Genomic DNA, 16,978 nt, shown 5'->3' with positions numbered 1-16,978 from the left:
TTGTTCTTGGACTTGCGGATCGCATTGAGCTTCTTGGCTTTGCCTAGCTTCCGCCGTTTGTCGGCGTAGCGTCTGAGCGTGTCCACAAGCTGGGCAAATGAGACAAGTGATTAAATTCTTGCCTCAGTTTCCTAGAAGTCATCCCCTTCAATTTTGTCAGATGGCGAATCACTAGGAATCAACACCGCTGTTTCGGTTAATCGCCTTTATCTGTTTCACAATCAATGTTCTCCCATCCGTTCTAGATAACGTATGCAACGCATGGCGTCGACTCTTGTGCATTTCACTTTGCGCTTTCCGGACGTTCCCGCCACACTTGCTCCAGAATGAGTGCGATCAGCGTTCCCATCATCAAACCATTGCCCGCTACATACTGGAAAACTGACGGCATGTTAACAAACGCCTCAGGGGGTAGAAACATGACACCGGTACCCAACGAAATGGAGACACCGATGATCGTCAACCGTCTCTGATCCGGTTCCCGACTCCACAAGGAACGCAGACCGATGCCGACCATTTGGGTGAACGAGGCTAACATCGCCGCATATGCCACCGGCCCCGGCAACATTGCCAGAAACGATGTCAGGATGGGGAAAAACGAAATGATCACCAAAGCGCCGCAAGCGATCAAGAACGGCACAAGCCGTTTCTGGCCCGTCATCTGAATAAATCCGGCAGTAACGGACAAAGGTACCATACCGACAGTGGAAAACAACGCGGACACCGCATGGGACAAACCACCGATCCAACTGCTGCGATTGAACGATTGGATTTCCTCCCCTTCGAATCCCACTACCTGTCGGACAGCAGACACACTGGCCACCACATTGGACAACAAGACCAGTGCCATCATCACTCCCGTCACCATCAATCCGAGATCCCACCGGGGCGAGCCCCATGCAAAAAATGTGGGGAACTGGATCAGAGTAGTCAAATTCGTCCGTTCATGCCACCCAAGCAGGATGAATATTAGCCAACCCACAGCGATCCCGATCAATACCGCGTAACTTTTGGCAAATCCTTTTCCCCAGCTTGACAATCCGAGCACTGTAAGGAACACGCCAAAAGCCGTCAGCACCATCCCGACAGACAAAGGGTGTACCCGGTCGCCAATGCCCAGCATCCCTTTTAAAAACGTCCCGCTTAATTGGATGGCCAGCAACAACAAATTCGTACCGATCACCAAGGGAGAAAACAGAGACAAGATACGCCCCGTCCATCCCGAAATACCCAGCCAAAACAGGACCGCTCCCGTCACCAACATGGCTCCTTCTAACGCTTGCAACGTCGTGGAGGCTGATGCACCAGTCTGAACAGAAGAGAGACCGACAATGACAAAGATTCCCAACCACAGCCCGGCCGGTCCATCCGCCACAGGCAGACGATGCCCACACCGGCCTTGCAAAAAAGATGTGAGACCCACCACGAACAACGTACGCTGCATCAGTTCAGCTACTTCCACTGGGGATAAGCTGTAAATCTGACCGATGATCACAGGTAGGGCCAATGCATTGGCCAATAGAAATACCAGCCATTGCAACGATTCCATCAACGTATCCCACATGTTGAACGCCTTGCGCATCCGGTTCGCCTCACTCTTTTTTTCGGTTATCGAAAAATAAGTATATCACGCGATCATGATTGCCGTCACCTTGCGAACTGGATAAAATAGTATATGAATATATGATCAAATAATAAAGAAATGAAGTGGGGAGCAAACATGAGCCATTGCAAAGCATTGCCGCCGCTAGATCCGCATATCGTCGAAGCGGCCTCTCAAATTTTCAAGGCATTGTCCGACCCGACCCGACTCAAGATTTTGCACCTGTTGTCAGTGGAAGAATGCTCCGTCAGTCGAATCGCCGAACAGTTGGGACTGACTCCATCGGCCATCTCCCATCAACTGGCCTATCTTCGTACCTTGCGCCTCGTCAGGCACCGCAGGGAAGGACACACCGTCTATTACAGTTGCGATGACGATCATGTGCTGGCATTGCTGAGACAAACAATTGAGCATGTGACGCACACATCGAATTAGGGGGATCACCATGCATCACCATCATCATGGGCATCACGGCCCGTTCGAACAACGTATCCGTAATAAAATGGGATTGACTGTCACATTGGTGATAACAGCCATCATCATGATTATGGAAATCGCAGGGGGGATTCTCTCCAACAGTTTGGCGCTACTTTCCGACGCCGGACACATGTTTAGCGACACCGCTTCTCTGGCATTAAGCCTGTTGGCCATTTGGTTTGCCACCAAGCCTCCTTCCCCACGTAAAACGTATGGTTTCTACCGGTTAGAGATTCTTGCCGCCCTGATCAACGGGATTGCCCTGTTTATCGTTGCCGGAATGATCCTGCGGGAAGCGTATGAACGCTTTTTAAATCCCCCGCACGTCGCGGGAAACACCGTTCTGATCGTTGCCTTCATCGGGTTGATCGCCAATCTGGTCAGTGCAGCGATCCTCATCAAAACGAGCGACATCAAAGAAAACCTCAACGTCCGCAGTGCTTACCTCCATATCTTAGGAGATGCCCTAGGATCAGTAGGCACCATTGTCGCTGGACTGTTGATCACCTTTTTTTCATGGTATATGGCCGACCCGATCATTAGCGTGATCGTCGTGCTGTTGATTCTCAAAAGCGCCTGGGGCATCATCCGGGATACCACCCACGTTTTGATGGAAGGGGCGCCCGTGACCATTGATCAGGATGAATTGAAGCGGATGTTGATGAGTATCGACAAGGTGATCAATGTACATGATTTACACATATGGACGATCACATCAGGGATGGACTCCCTCAGCTGTCATGTGGTGATCGAAGATGATGGCGACAGTCAGCGGGTTCTGCAGCAAGCCGTGCGAATCATCGAAGAGCGGTTTCAGATACGTCACACCACGATCCAAGTGGAAACTTCGCGCATGCAACACGCCGAACTGGAAGTGTGAACCGATCATAGGCGGTTTGAAGCAAAAATGAGTGCTTCCTTCCGGATGGATCTGCTATATTATTGAATGGTGACATCGGTCACGGGTGGGAGAGGGTCTATTAGGGAAAGAAGGTAGGAGATTGCGGAAAAGATTGCGGGAACGGTTTGCTCTTCACAGATACCAAACCACGTGGAAACAGGAAATACTCGCCGGCCTGACGACATTCTTCACTGTCGCCTACGTCATCGTGATCAATGCGGCCATTTTGGCTGATGCGGGTATTCCGATGCAAGCGGGGATCATCGCTACCGCTCTGACCGCGTTTGTCGGATGCATGTTGATGGGATGGTGGGCCAACGCACCGATTGTGTTGGTTCCCGGTATGGGCGTCAACGCTTTTTTCTCTTACACTGTCGTACAATCTATGGATCTTAGTTGGCAGGAAGGGCTCACTGTCGTCTTCCTGTCCGGCTTGTTGTTCACGATCGTCGCGTTTACCCCGCTTGTCGACTGGCTGAGTAAAGCCGTGCCATCCTCGCTTAACGCGGGCATCAGTGTGGGGATCGGATTGTTTCTGACATTGATCGGGCTGCAAAAAGGCGGCATCGTGACCGCCAACGAATACTCCATGATCGCCATGGGCAGCTTAGCCGAGCCCCGTGTCATCGTGACACTGATGACATTGCTATTGATCGTCATTTTGATGATTCGTGGCGTGCGCGGCAACTTCCTGATCGGAATCTTGGCCGGGAGCGCGTTGGCGGCCGTTTGGGGGTTAATCGAACGATCCGGCGAAACGAATGTGACATTACAAACCTATTGGAAAGTGGCGGGCGCGCTCACCACTGAAGGATGGGATCGCCTGCCGTTCTGGATCGCCACCTTCTCATTGACGCTGATCATCGTGTTTGAAAACATGGGTCTGCTTCACGGCATGTTACTTCGGAAAGAACAATTCCGCCGTTCGTTTCAGGCCAATGCCGTATCAGCGATGATAGCCGGATTGCTGGGAACCAGCTCCACCGTATCCACCGTCGAGAGCGCTGCCGGAATCGCGGCAGGCGGGCGGACAGGGATCACCGCGATCACCGCCGGTGCGCTATTTTTGGTGTCCCTGCTGTTCCTGCCCTGGATGCGATGGATTCCACCAAGTGCGATTGCCCCTGTCCTGATCGTGCTCGGTGGACTGATGCTGGGCAACGTGCGCCGAATTCCGTGGGACGATATGAGTGAATGGTTCCCCGCTTATCTCATCGCCGCCGCCATTCCGTTAACATACAGTATTGCGGATGGCATGGCATTCGGGTTTATCGCCTATCCGGTGTTGAAAGTCGCTAAAGGTCAAGCCAAGAGTATACCGTTTCCGCTGTACATGATCGCAGGACTTTTCCTGCTCAGCTTCGTCATGCGAATTTGGGAATAACAATTCCCCTGCACCAACGGATGCAGGGGACAACCTGAACCTTCTCTGCATACTGCAGGGAAGGTATTTTGTTTTTTGGTGAGAGGGATCAGACATGCAACAACATCTGGGCGATCGTGAAATAAATGATCAACCCAGTACCGTCCACCAACGTGCTGATAAACGGTCCGGAAACCACGGCGGGATCGATGCGCAGCCGGTACAGTACCAATGGCAGGATGGCCGCCACAAATGACGCCCAGATCACGATGGCCAGGGCCGACATCGCCACCACTAGGCCGATATTGTAAGGAACACCCAACAAATGAGCGCGCAAATAACCGACCAATCCCATGGCGGCACCCAAAAAGACACCGACCATCAACTCTTTTCTAACCACCCGAAACAGATCGGAAAACTGCACTTCGCCCATCCCTAACGCTCGCACCAACGTGCTGACAATCTGTGTACCGGTGTTTCCACCCGTCCCGATCAACAGTGGAACGAAAAAGGACAGCGCGATCATTTTCGAAAGTGTGTCTTCGTAGTAACGCAATACCGTGCCGGTATAGGCCTCGGCTACGAACAACAACAACAACCAGCCTACCCGTTTGCGAAACAATTCCCAAACCGACGTTTTGAAATACGGTTCAGCCAGGGGCTGGCTCCCCCCCAGCTTTTGAAAATCCTCTGTCGTCACTTCCTGGATCACGTCGATCAAGTCGTCAACCGCGATAATCCCAATCATCCGCTTTTGCGCATCAATGACAGGCAACGCCACAAAATCATAGCGGAACAACAGCTCTGCGGCCTCTTCGTGGGGCGTTTCGGCTGTGACAGCAATCACGTCTTCCGTCACGATATCCGACAACCGCGTACCGGGTTGAGCCAGAATGATCTCTTTCAAAGATACGACGCCGACCAGTTCGCCACGAACATTGGTTACATAAATATAAGAAATGATTTCAGCTTCATGTCCCACTTTCCGCACGTGTTGAAGTGTATAATCCACCGTCCAACTCTCGCGGGCGGAAATGTAGTCGACCGTTGCCAAACTTCCCGCCGTATCTTCGGGGAATGTCATCAACGTGTCGATCTTTTTTCGATAATCTTCAGGGAGTAGGTCCAACAGCCGAGCCGCCTGCAGGGGATGAATGGCCAGCAACATGTCTACAACCGTGTCGGAGGACATCTGCTTCAACAAAGGAGAGGTGATCTCGTCCTCCAAATGATGCAAAATACGATACTGTAATTCGGGTTCGATGTATTCCAACGTCTCCGCCGCGACAGACAACGGCAACATCGCGATCAACCGTAGCTGTTCCTGGTGATCCATCTCACGGAGCATTTCCGACAGATCATATGGTTGCAACGAACTGACGTGTTCGGCCAACATTTCTTTGTCCTGACGATCTAAAACGGCTCGGATTTCTTCCAACGTTTCTGTTTTCATCCCTCTCACCCTCCTTGATTACTGCATTTTCATTTAGCATTCCCTCCTGTACCAAAGAAAGGAACCTGCTTGTGAATTTTTGATAAATCGAAAAAACCCCTCGTCAACGAGAGGGGTTTTCATGTGCAAAACACCTACCCGAATGCCATTTGAAACCAACATTCGGTTCAACCGCTCCCTCGTTGAGTTTTAGCACTATACGGCATAGGTCGGCATTTGATGCCTCCCAGCTACATTAAAAAAGACCTTAATCCGATCTTTTTTGTTGACCCATTGGCGTCTCTCGACATTTTTGGGCAGTAGCCTGTCTCCGTATAGGAGCCTCACCTAACAGAGGAGTCCGCTATTCGATTTTGTCAAAACCCAGCGTTAATATACATGGAAACCAGCCGAATGTCAACGATAAATCCATGGTTGCTTCGTAAAGATTTCGTTTGGACGGGTTTGCTATCCACGATCGAACATCCGAGGCAGCTCCCATTTGCGCTCCGGTTGTTCAACCAGACCTAACCGGGCGAACAGTGCTAAGCTGACCACGCTCAATCCTACCGTAAACACAGCGATCGGGTGAACCCAATCTTGCAGCCAAGGCGGCAACCAAGGATGGATGTCCAACCCGTAATCAAGTGCATCATTGAGCAACACCCAAACACCAGCCAGAATCAGATGTAACAGCCGGTAAGTGAAAAATCGGCTGTACAACACTGCTTCTGCCGCCATTCCCAAATGAGACGTCATCAACATCCAGTCCGTCCAGTGCAACGCCTGAAAGAACGGAGCCGGTGCTACCCACCCGCTCAAGAGAATCATCGCCACCGCCCATATGCCGTATTTAAACAGCGTCACTGCCGCCAATGCTTCCAAAAGCGGACTGCGACGCCCTATTATATACAACAGCAGCACCAATGTGAACAGTGTGCTGGCTGTAGGACTGTCCGGTACGAACAACTTCTGCCAACCCTCGGTCATCTGAAGCTGCAAATGGTACCAATAAAAGCCGTAGACAGAGCCGAGCGCATTGATCACCAGCATGCTCCATAAAAACCACCGTCGATCCAGTTGCTCCATCCAAAAACGCCACCAAACCTTCATACCGTTTCACCCTGTCTAATTAAATATGTAAGTAGCAAAAAAGGTGATCATGACGACCACCTTTTGACACTCTCCCTTATTATTTCTGTTTCGCCAGCCATTCGGCCAACTTTTCTTTTTCAGCTTCCGTTCCTTGGAACATGCCTGGTGGCATCGGTCCAAGACCTTCGTTTATGATTTTGATAATCTCTTCTTTGTTGTGACGTTTTCCCACACCGATCAGGGTCGGACCGTTTATCCCCTGTAGTTTTTCTCCGTGACACTGCACGCAGGCCTGCCGCTTGTAAATCTCGTAACCGGGATCATTGGGTGCCACGATGGAGCCTTTCGGACCACCCAATTGGACTGGCGGCGGCTGAGTGGCGAGCTGCTTCTCATGCTCATCGTACGCCGCCCAGGTCAAAACGACGGTGGCAACCAGTGCGAGCAACATAAGCCCCGTCGCGACTGGTCGACGCGTCGGACGACGCTCCGGACTGCGATCCAGCCACGGAGCCAAGAGCAGTGCCGTAAACGCGATACCGGGCAATATCACGGTACCGATGACGACGTAAGGTCCGCCTGCCCATTTAAACTTCAGGAGCTGGTACAAGAACAGGAAGTACCAGTCCGGTACCGGGATAAAGCTGGTGTTGGTCGGATCGGCCAGATCACCGAGCGGTGGCTCTTCAGCCATGACAGCCGACATGAATCCCACGAGGACGACAACCGCAACCATCCATTCCTTCAACAAAAAGTTTGGAAAAAACGGCTCGGTTTTCCCGGGGAACTCGGAGTAATCTTTCGGGTACATCTTCGGGCGATTGGCACGGATACGCGAATCGCCGACATAGATGATTTCTTTGTCGCCCTCACCATGTTGATGTGCCAATGATTTTCCCCCCTAACGCGTGAGCATTATAGCGGCCCGGAAATTCCTTGTCTCCGAATCAGCAGGAAGTGAGCACCCAAGAGAGCCAGCAGTACCGCAGGGAGGAAGAATACGTGCAGTGCGAAGAATCGAGCGAGCGTCTGCGCACCGACGATGTCTCCACCTTGCAGGAACGTGGCGATGTACGGGCCGATAAAAGGAACCGATGCCGCGATTTGCACCCCTACTTTGGTGGCGAAATACGCCTTATTGTCCCAAGGCAACAGGTAACCGGTAAAACCGAGCCCCAACATCACGAAGAAGATCAGCATCCCGATCACCCAGTTGAACTCACGGGGATTTTTGTACGCTCCGGTGAAAAAGACGCGCAGGGTGTGAAGGAACAGCATCACGATCGCCACACTGGCTCCCCAGTGATGCATTCCCCGAACGATGGACCCGAAAGCCACTTCGGTCTGTAGATATTTCACACTCTCGTGAGCGTTGACAATATCCGGCACGTAATAGAGGGCCAAGAACATACCGGACAAAATCTGAATCACGACAATAAAAAAGGTTAACCCACCAAAGCAATAAATAAATGCTGAGAAATGGTGAGCCGGGTTCACATGCTCCGGAACCTCGTGGTCGGCCACGTCACGCCACAGCGGAGTGATGTCCAGCCGACGGTCCAACCATTCGTACATGCTTCGCAACATTCTTGCCTACACCCCGCTTCGCGGTTTAATCTTGCCGAGATACAACTTGCCGTTTTCCACCTTGGTTTCATAGGTGTCCAACGGCGCCGGCGGCGGTGTTCCTGGGATGTTGACCCCGTTTTCGTCGTAGCGCCCGAAGTGACAGGGGCAGAAATACTGATTCTTAAATTGCGGGTTCCCGTTCCACATCACGGTGCATCCCAAGTGCTTGCAAATCGGAGAAAGAGCCAGGATCTCGCCGTTCGGTGATTTCCGAATCCACGCGGTAAGCGTTTCCCCTTCTTTGGGTTTGTACCACCCATCTTTCCGGTGAACCTTGAATGTGACAGCCCGAGGTTCTTCGCTAAACTCATTCACGTCACCGACTTCTACGAACTGGCTGCCTTCTCCCTTTTTCAGCATGGGATCGATGGCAAAGCGCACCATCGGGAACAACACGCCTGAGGCAAGAAAACCGGCTGTCCCCGCCAAAGTGTAAGTCAGAAACTGACGGCGGGACACACCGGATTTCTGCCGTCCCTGATCTTTGCTCACGACTCGTCCGACCTCCCTCTATGCGGGTTAAACGTCCACCGGACCGGAACCATCTAGCTTACTAGGACATATCCATGATAGCCAACCGTCTTAATGAATGTCAAGAATTCGGAGTCTTCCGTATCGCTTGATGACCGAATCGTTAAAAAGGTGTAACGTTTTTCATGGACTTCTTTCTATACTGTTTCCCTGATTCGCTCTCTTCATTCAAATGATCCCGTTTGCCAAAGCCGGACGATGCGCTCCTGCAATCGTTCCGCTTCTGCTTGAATGTCTTGATCCGACACCAACTGGTGCACGGCTACTCCAGCCACCAACAGCGTGAGGAGATCAGGACTTTGAATCTCTTCCCATTCTTCAGCAAGATCATCCGGTACGAGCAGGATCAGATGGTGAAACAAGGAATCACCCAGCTGTGAAAGAACACTCTCCACATAAGCTTGGAATGCCTTAGGACTGGCGCCGCTGTACGGAATCGGCGGCAAAAGCAGCACCCGCCCCGTCAACGACTGCTCCAGACGATCCGCCACCACACCGATTCCTAGTGCCTCTTCCAGCTTTGGTTGTTTCTCCTCAAACCGAACCCGAAAGACCGGAAGGAGCAGCGTATCCAAAAAAGGAGCATACCGCCCCCATTCGGTCGCATCCAATTGACTCCACTTCATCGATTTCCCTCCAAATAAAAAATCGCTCGGCTTCCGCCGAGCATTATATCGAAGTTAGCGATTGAATTCCAGCAGGTTCTTCCATTCTTCTGTCAGCTGTAAAAACGCCGCTTTATTTCCTTCGGCCAACGCCTGATCAATTTGACGATAAAGGTGTTTCTTTTGAAATTCCTGTACCGCTTTATCGAGGATCATCTCCGCCATCAGACTCAACAAGGGTTCTTGAACCAAGTCTGGTTTTTCCATGGGATTTCCCTCCAATACAGCGGCATATTCGGGACAAGTCGCCCTGCCTTTGAAGCTCAGTCCGATGTAGATTTCTTCATCGGGACAGGAACGGATATCATAAAACGCCGTTTCGACGTCGGTATGCACCCTCCGATTCTTTTGGAACCGAAACGCGGGCATTTGGGAACATTTTGTGGAGATCAACAACGTCTTGGGCAAACCGCGCAAATTATCGACAAAATGAACCCGTTGGAGCAATCGCTCTTCCGAGGATAGATAGCAAAGCAACCAGGAAGCCTCCCGTTTTTGGAGCTCATAGTGGGTCAAAAACCACTCGATGAACTCCTTTTTCTCGGATGCCGTCACGCAGTCGCTCATCGTTCATCCCCCCATCCCGCGATTGAAAATTGAGATATCTTGTTATTTTATTTATTCCATGGGAACCGGTAAGTTTCCTTCCGGCCAAGCGAAAATTACCGAGTAGAAGAGGGACGAAAAAAATCCTTCTCAATCTCCTGTTCACCCAAGCTGGAACCTTGTTGCAAAAAGCGACGACCCAACGGTGTCGAACGAACCAGCCGACCACCACCGGAGGTTTCGCCCAAGCTCACCAGCCCCAAATGCAGCATCATTTTCAACAGACGGTGAAATAATTGTTCTCTCGTCTCATAGTAGTAATCGCGTACCCACCCTTCCAGAGCAACGAGCAGATCGGAAGATGACATCCAACGGTCGCCTGCCAGTAGATCGACCCACCGGATCAACACTGGCAAATAAGGTAACGGGTGTCGATACAAACGAATCCAAAAGCGGATCATCTCCGGTGCTTCATCAGTACATTCAGTAATTATTTTCCCTGCACCCGTTTCCGTTAAACGGAGGTAACCGTCCATTTCTTCGGCGATATATCCCTGATAATACGCATAATCGTAAATCAGGGAAAAACGGTCCGGATATTGATGATAGCGACGTCCGAAACCGAACCGGTACCCTTTTTTCATAATCGGTTCTTCGCAGACCGCAAATTGTGCCAGCAAATGTCGTTGCTGTTGCCGGTAAATCGCGCCGTCAGACGTCAATTGGACGATATGTTGGGAAACAAAGGACAAAAACCGGTTCAGATCTTGTTGGATCAATCCTTGTTCATCTCGGTAGACCGTCGGTTCCGGTTGATCGCTGGATAGCGACTGCCGTTTCAGTTCCGCCATTACGCGCATCACGCGCTGACGAAAATCGAGTGGCACCCGATATAAATGGCGGGAATCGGACGTAAATCCGGGAAACAACCAACCAGACCGCAACCCTTTGCCCACCAATTCACGCGGTTTCCCCTCAGTTTTTCCCCACGCCATCCTCTCTTTGCTCAACAGATCTTCCATGGTGTACACTTCTCGAGAATCCAGGCAGAGCAACTGCAAAAAACGCCGCTCCTCCTCTTCCATCCCGCGTACCAGCGTGTTCAAAACGGAAGAACGCCCCAAATAACGAAGTAATGAACTGATTAGATGATGTTTGGAATGAGCATCACCTTCCACCCCATAATGCTCCTGCATACGACGCAATTGTTCGATGTCCGCGTAAGTCAGCAAATCCGCCAGGTTCATCGCGACCCCCTCCATCCCAACTTTTTCCTATTGCTTATGATGGACGAAATCGGTGAAACTTACTCCTCCGATTCTTGTGAAGACGATGTTTCGTCACGCATGGACAGCGTGAGGATCTAGAGCGAGGCGGTTTGTAACGCAAACTTGTTTATAATATTGAAAATCAAAGAAATCGTACGAAGAAACATGCGCAATTTCGCAGTATGGACGCGAGGTATTTCCTAAAATCTAGTTTCAGCCGCCATCATTTAATAAAAAACCGATTCCCGTGACGATAAGACAGGAATCGGCATACTCCAAATCGGGCTCCTCCATTTTACTTTGAGTCAACCTAAAGCCTCCCTATCGACCTTTACATAAACTGATCCTTCCATCCATTTGATCATGGCCTAGCATCAATATATACTGACCACCGATACAGGAGGGGGCACACCATGTTTCCCGAAGATAACGCCGACAAGGTGGACTACTATCTGGACCATCAAGAACCGATGGTCATGGTTACGGATCTATGTGGACTTATTCAAGCACATGCAATTCGACATATAAGGTGCAGTAACCAGGATTACACCAGCCGCATTCGCCGTAGCCGGGAGAATTTTTTTTTGACCACACTGGGACTCATGTCTCGCTATTTTTCCAACTGACCAATTTTGCTGGTTTAGGGGTCTTGTCCATCTCCCGGATTGCAGGAAGCTCAGTTCTCAATACGACCGTAAGCCTTGTTGACACCGGTCAATGCGAATTTTTGTTCCTCGGGCTCCGATATCCTGTCTCCGTGTCCGGTTGACCAAGCATTATAGAGCCTCTATTCGAAAGCGAAGAAATTCGTTCGTGGGCCATTTCCTTTCAGCCGATACGTACTTTGCCTTCGTCCTACGCTCCAGGCCTAGGGGTCCTGATGAAGCGATCCGGGAAAGCGAACGGACCACTTATCAGATACTGCCTCGACCAGCTTGTCAACAACCCAGCCCTCAAAAAGAAAGGTGTTAACGGGATATACTTCACCGCTGATAACAGCTTCTCTGGTAATCCCCCTTCTGCTACATGCGCTTTGACCAGGAACGGTTTTCCTTATTCGCCGAGAAAGAGTTGATTGCCATCGGGAACCTCGCGGGTTTTGGTTCCACTTCCGTATCACGTACTCTCAAAACCCGCCCGATCGTCAACAAGCCAATACACACCAGCCACGTTTCCAGGGAGGAAAGGCGAATACTCGGCAGGAAGAGATGCACCCCGTCCCCCAATAAACCAGTCCAACTTTCGCGGAGGGGCGCTGTCCAAGGCAAAACAGGAACAAAAAAGACGGCATGCGACAATGTTCCCATCCCCCATACCGAAGCCAACGACAAACCGTATGCTTGGTTGGAAACGGAGCCCAACCCCACGTATACCATCGCGGTCACCACGGCAACGGCAATATGCGTACCGATCAGCATATTGGAGGCCGAATCGCCCGAACCGAACCACTGCCATATGAGAAAGGGAAACACCCATTTTTTCAACAAAAGCAGCATACCGATGACAAAGGCCGCTTCCATCACCCACATATGCGGTTTCTCTTTCATCCAACTCCCTCCCCTGCCACAGATGTATGAAAAATGGGACAAAAAAAGAACCGCCTTGCGGCGGCAGGCACAGAACGTGCACCAATGGATAGGAGTGGAGAGAAACCATACTGTACTTTCATTATAGCCATACCATATAGGCAGGTCAACAGGTAATTCCTAATTTTCTGTTTTCTAATACGAGTGAGTCAATAGTAATGAACCGCCAGCAACGGAGAGATTTGGGGAGAGAAATGATCTTACAAGGGAAGGATGCGCCCCCAGCCCGCTTCCGAATCGTCTCTCTCGTATTGGGGAAGAGAAGGGTGACCTTTTTCCCACAAGCGACCTTGAAAGGAAAAAAGGTACACCCGAATCTGCAAGTCCCCGGATCAATCCCTTTGCCCGTCACGCTCCCAATTGTTCCAGCAGTTCGGCAAAACCAGGGAAAGACACATCGATGGCCGCCGCATTTTGCACGGCCACTTCGTCGGATGCCGCCAGACCGGCAATCGCCATCGCCATACCAACGCGGTGATCACCGTGGCTGTCACAAACGCCGCCTTTTAAACGGGTCGGACCGTGGATGATCAGACCATCGTCCGTCTCCTCCACTTGGGCGCCCAATTTGCGCAACTCCGTCGCCGTGGTGGCGATACGGTTCGTTTCCTTCACCTTCAGTTCGGCTGCATCCTTGATGACCGTCGTCCCTTCCGCCTGGGTAGCCACTACAGCCAACACCGGGATTTCGTCAATCAAGCGCGGGATGAGATCTCCCCCCACTTCCACGGCACGCAGACCGTCCGCCGACACCGTCACATCCCCGACAGGTTCACCGCACCATTCCCCTTTCGGTTCCACCATCACTTCGGCGCCCATCATACGGAACACATCCAAGATACCGGTTCGGGTCGGATTGAGCCCCACATCCCGCACCGTCACACGACTGCCCGGCACCATCAGCGCTGCCGACCAAATGAACGCCGCTGACGAAACATCACCGGGTACACGGACGAATTGACCTGTCAACGATTGACCACCCTTGACAGCCACCCGACCGGACTCAGTTTCCAGTTCCACACCGAAAGCCTGGAGCATCCGCTCCGTATGATCCCTGGAGACAGCCGGTTCACGCACCACCGTCGTTCCTTCCGCCTGTAGACCAGCCAGCAGGAGACACGATTTTACCTGAGCACTGGCCACCTGGCTCACATGCTCTATTCCCATCAAGCGCCCCCCACGAACAGCGAGCGGTGTAAACGAACCACCCTCCCGGCCGTCGATGAACGCTCCCATCTCCCGCAACGGTTGCACCACGCGTCCCATCGGACGGCGTGCGATGGAATCATCCCCGGCCACGGCGGAAAAAAAGGGGCGTCCAGCCAAAATGCCGAGCATGAGGCGGATGGTCGTACCGGAATTACCCACATCCAACCACTGGGACGGTTCACGCAATCCTTCCCATCCCTTCCCTTTGATCAGTACCGTCGTGGGGGTCTCCCGTTCGATCTCTACGCCCAGCCGACGGAAACACGCGATGGTGCTGAGACAGTCTGCTCCCGGCAAAAAGCCTTCCACCCGCGTTATCCCCTGCGCGATGGCACCAAACATCACCCCGCGATGGCTGATCGACTTATCCCCAGGCACCCGGACCGATTGATGAAACGGCCGTTTAGGGGTGGATCGGATGATGTCCATGGTTCTCTCCCTCCCGCACTTATTCGATCACCGTATAATTGGCCTGTTTGAGCACCGCCACCGCTTGTGTCAAATCATCTTCGGTGCGGAACGACAATCGGAGTATGCCGGCTTCTTCCTCACGGTTTTCCATCACACCGATGTTACTCAAGTTGATGCCGTTTTTCCCCAGCAGTGTTGCCACTTCCCCGATCATTCCCGGACGGTCGGGGACGTTGACGTAGCATTCGTATGCTCGCAGCAGGATGCCTTTTTTCCTGTCGGGCAATTGCTCGCGCAGACGTCTCGCCCGGTCGAACAAGGCCTCCACTTCCTGCGCGTCACCCGCTTCAATCGCCCGGCGGAATCGCTGCATCTCCTCCAACCAGTCGTCCATCAACGAAAGTACCATACGGCGGTTGCTCATCAAAATATCCCGCCACATCACAGGGTGACTGGCGGCAATGCGCGTCAAATCCCGGAAACCGCCCGCCGCCAACCGGTGGAACCACTCGTTCTCCTCATTGTAACGCCCCACCTGGTTAACCAAACCGGCCGCGATCACATGCGGCAAATGGCTGATCGCCCCCACCACCCGGTCATGATGATCCGGATCCATGATGACCAACTGGGCGCGGGTGGCCACCTGCAACAAACGGCTCAACCGTTGCATATCCACCAATGACGTTTCCGGCGTTGGCGTCAATATGTAATACGCATTTTCAAATAGCAACGGATCGGCCGCTTCCACGCCGGAGCGGTGAGAACCCGCCATCGGATGCCCACCGATGAAAGTGACACCGATCCGGCTCAGCTCCTGACCGCGCCGGACGATCTCCCCTTTGGTACTGCCAACATCCGAAATGATGCATCCCGGTTTAAGCGGCATCTCCCGCAATTGTCCCATCAAACGGGAAATCAGCCCGACAGGAACCGCCAAAAACAGAAAATCGGCGTCTTTAACCGCTTCCGCCAAATCCGTGGTTCCTTCATCAATGACGCCGGAGGCGCAGGCCAATTCCAACGACCGTTCGGAAATGTCACAGCCGCAAACCGTGTACTCCGTCCGCTCCTTGATGCACAAAGCAAGGGACCCGCCGATCAGACCGATCCCGATGACTGTCACTTTCCCTTGATTCAACGGGCTTCGTTCCTTTGCCTGCCCAGACAGACGGCCAATGCGTCCAAAAAGCGGGCGTTTTGTTCAGGTGAACCGACTGTGACCCGGATGTGCGTCGGATAGCCGAGCGCCTGTCCGGAACGGACAATAATACCTTGTTTCAAAAGCGATTGAAACACTTCGTCAGCCGGCTTTCCCGTATCCAACAACACAAAATTGCCGTGGGAAGGGAAATGGGACAATCCCCATTCATGCAACTGGCGACTGATCGTCTCCACTCCTTCACGGTTAAGACGGCGACAGCGCTCCACGAACGCCTGGTCCGCCAATGCAGCACGGGCAGCCCGTTGCGCCAGACGATTGACATTGAACGGTTCGCGAACGCGGTTCAGCTCCGTCACGACATCCGGGTGACCGATGCCGTAACCGATGCGGAAAGCGGCCAACCCGTAGATCTTGGAAAACGTACGCAGAATAAACAACTGCGGATAGCGATCCAAAAGAGAAATTGTATCCGGGTAGGAAGGATCAGTCACATATTCGTAATAGGCCTCATCCACCACGACCAGCACATGATCCGGCATCCGGTCGAGAAAACGAACTAACGCGTCCTGATCTACAATCGTTCCCGTCGGATTGTTGGGATTGCAGATCCACACGATGCGCGTCCGTTCGTTCACAGCTGATGCCATCGCTTCAAAATCATGCGTACCGTCAACCAACGGTACTTCCACCGGTGTGGCGCCCTCCATCCGTGTCAATGTCTCGTAACGCGGAAACGTCCGATCCGCCATCACCGACTCACACCCCGGCTCCAGGTAAGCACGGGCCAACATCTGGACGACTTCGTCCGAACCGTTTCCGAAAATCAAGCGCGCTTCGTCAATGCCGAGATGATGGGCCAGCTCCTTACGCAAATCGGGAGCCGCCCCTTCGGGGTACATGGCAAAAAATTCCCGTTCGGCGGCCAGCGATTCCCACACCGCCGGCGAACAACCGAACGGATTTTCATTGGAAGCCAGCTTGATCACTTCTGTTAATCCCAGTTCCCGTTTTACTTCTTCAAGCGGTTTGCCTGGCTGGTACACAGGCAAACCGCGAATGGCTGCTTTCGGTTTCATCCCAAGGTTTCCTCCCCGCCGTTT

Annotated in this window: 16 protein-coding genes, 1 pseudogene and 1 riboswitch; of the genes and pseudogenes, 3 read left to right on the top strand and 14 right to left on the bottom strand. The window is 52.3% G+C overall.

Translation table 11 applies throughout. The annotated features are described in order from the left end of the window. Positions 1 to 43: 43 nt before the first annotated feature. Positions 44 to 160, bottom strand: a pseudogene (locus tag NWF35_RS10105) (IS200/IS605 family transposase); the annotation flags it as partial. A gap of 123 nt (positions 161 to 283) precedes the next feature. Continuing rightward, positions 284 to 1,582 (bottom strand): purine/pyrimidine permease, encoded by a 1,299-nt coding sequence (locus tag NWF35_RS10100; RefSeq protein WP_301238928.1) that lies wholly within the window; start codon positions 1,580 to 1,582, stop codon positions 284 to 286. 138 nt (positions 1,583 to 1,720) lie between these two features. Here NWF35_RS10100 and NWF35_RS10095 point away from each other — a divergent pair, with 138 nt between their 5' ends. From NWF35_RS10095 to NWF35_RS10085, 3 genes are all read left to right on the top strand, one after another. After that, positions 1,721 to 2,038 carry an ArsR/SmtB family transcription factor gene (locus NWF35_RS10095; protein ID WP_301238927.1) on the top strand — a complete coding sequence of 106 codons (318 nt, stop codon included), beginning with the start codon at positions 1,721 to 1,723 and terminating at the stop codon, positions 2,036 to 2,038. A 10-nt stretch (positions 2,039 to 2,048) separates the two neighbouring features. Next, positions 2,049 to 2,960, top strand: coding sequence for a cation diffusion facilitator family transporter (locus NWF35_RS10090; protein WP_301238926.1), 912 nt, complete (start codon positions 2,049 to 2,051; stop codon positions 2,958 to 2,960). A 121-nt stretch (positions 2,961 to 3,081) separates the two neighbouring features. Beyond that, on the top strand, positions 3,082 to 4,365 hold the full coding sequence (locus NWF35_RS10085; protein ID WP_301238925.1) for an NCS2 family permease: 1,284 nt from the start codon (positions 3,082 to 3,084) through the stop codon (positions 4,363 to 4,365). Between the two features lie 88 nt (positions 4,366 to 4,453). Here the strand turns inward: NWF35_RS10085 and mgtE are convergent, their stop codons facing one another. From mgtE to hisC, 12 genes are all read right to left on the bottom strand, one after another. Further along, entirely contained in the window at positions 4,454 to 5,797 is a 1,344-nt protein-coding gene (gene mgtE, locus NWF35_RS10080; RefSeq protein ID WP_301238924.1) for a magnesium transporter, read from the bottom strand. A 168-nt stretch (positions 5,798 to 5,965) separates the two neighbouring features. Then, a riboswitch (M-box (ykoK) riboswitch) is annotated at positions 5,966 to 6,139 on the bottom strand. Positions 6,140 to 6,244: 105 nt separating this feature from the next. Continuing rightward, positions 6,245 to 6,889: a DUF1405 domain-containing protein gene (locus NWF35_RS10075; protein ID WP_301238923.1), complete on the bottom strand. Its 645-nt coding sequence runs from the start codon at positions 6,887 to 6,889 to the stop codon at positions 6,245 to 6,247. Between the two features lie 79 nt (positions 6,890 to 6,968). Further along, a complete protein-coding gene (locus NWF35_RS10070) occupies positions 6,969 to 7,760 on the bottom strand; it encodes a menaquinol-cytochrome c reductase cytochrome b/c subunit (RefSeq protein ID WP_301238922.1) in 792 nt (263 codons plus the stop codon). A 26-nt stretch (positions 7,761 to 7,786) separates the two neighbouring features. Further along, positions 7,787 to 8,458: a menaquinol-cytochrome c reductase cytochrome b subunit gene (qcrB, locus tag NWF35_RS10065; protein WP_301238921.1), complete on the bottom strand. Its 672-nt coding sequence runs from the start codon at positions 8,456 to 8,458 to the stop codon at positions 7,787 to 7,789. A gap of 6 nt (positions 8,459 to 8,464) precedes the next feature. Continuing rightward, positions 8,465 to 8,992 carry a QcrA and Rieske domain-containing protein gene (locus NWF35_RS10060; RefSeq protein ID WP_301238920.1) on the bottom strand — a complete coding sequence of 176 codons (528 nt, stop codon included), beginning with the start codon at positions 8,990 to 8,992 and terminating at the stop codon, positions 8,465 to 8,467. Positions 8,993 to 9,195: 203 nt separating this feature from the next. Continuing rightward, on the bottom strand, positions 9,196 to 9,657 hold the full coding sequence (locus NWF35_RS10055; RefSeq protein WP_301238919.1) for a DUF2487 family protein: 462 nt from the start codon (positions 9,655 to 9,657) through the stop codon (positions 9,196 to 9,198). A 54-nt stretch (positions 9,658 to 9,711) separates the two neighbouring features. After that, positions 9,712 to 10,263, bottom strand: a complete 552-nt coding sequence (locus tag NWF35_RS10050) for a ReoY family proteolytic degradation factor (protein ID WP_301238918.1) — start codon at positions 10,261 to 10,263, stop codon at positions 9,712 to 9,714. 95 nt (positions 10,264 to 10,358) lie between these two features. Next, complete coding sequence (locus tag NWF35_RS10045) at positions 10,359 to 11,489, bottom strand: hypothetical protein (protein WP_301238917.1); 1,131 nt, start codon at positions 11,487 to 11,489, stop codon at positions 10,359 to 10,361. Between the two features lie 1,043 nt (positions 11,490 to 12,532). Further along, complete coding sequence (locus NWF35_RS10040) at positions 12,533 to 13,057, bottom strand: hypothetical protein (RefSeq protein ID WP_301238916.1); 525 nt, start codon at positions 13,055 to 13,057, stop codon at positions 12,533 to 12,535. A 387-nt stretch (positions 13,058 to 13,444) separates the two neighbouring features. Then, on the bottom strand, positions 13,445 to 14,725 hold the full coding sequence (aroA, locus tag NWF35_RS10035; RefSeq protein WP_435873874.1) for a 3-phosphoshikimate 1-carboxyvinyltransferase: 1,281 nt from the start codon (positions 14,723 to 14,725) through the stop codon (positions 13,445 to 13,447). A gap of 28 nt (positions 14,726 to 14,753) precedes the next feature. After that, the gene (locus NWF35_RS10030) at positions 14,754 to 15,854 is read right to left on the bottom strand and encodes a prephenate dehydrogenase (RefSeq protein WP_301238914.1); all 1,101 of its coding nucleotides are present in this window, start codon (positions 15,852 to 15,854) and stop codon (positions 14,754 to 14,756) included. Then, positions 15,851 to 16,954: a histidinol-phosphate transaminase gene (gene hisC, locus NWF35_RS10025; protein WP_301238913.1), complete on the bottom strand. Its 1,104-nt coding sequence runs from the start codon at positions 16,952 to 16,954 to the stop codon at positions 15,851 to 15,853. The genes NWF35_RS10030 and hisC overlap by 4 nt, the downstream gene beginning before the upstream one ends. Between the last annotated feature and the right edge of the window lie 24 nt (positions 16,955 to 16,978).

It is taken from the genome of Polycladomyces subterraneus (genome assembly GCF_030433435.1).
Classification (GTDB): Bacteria; Bacillota; Bacilli; order Thermoactinomycetales; family JIR-001; genus Polycladomyces; species Polycladomyces subterraneus.
Note: the sequence above shows the minus strand (reverse complement) of the source record. Positions and strands in the feature narration are given on the sequence as shown.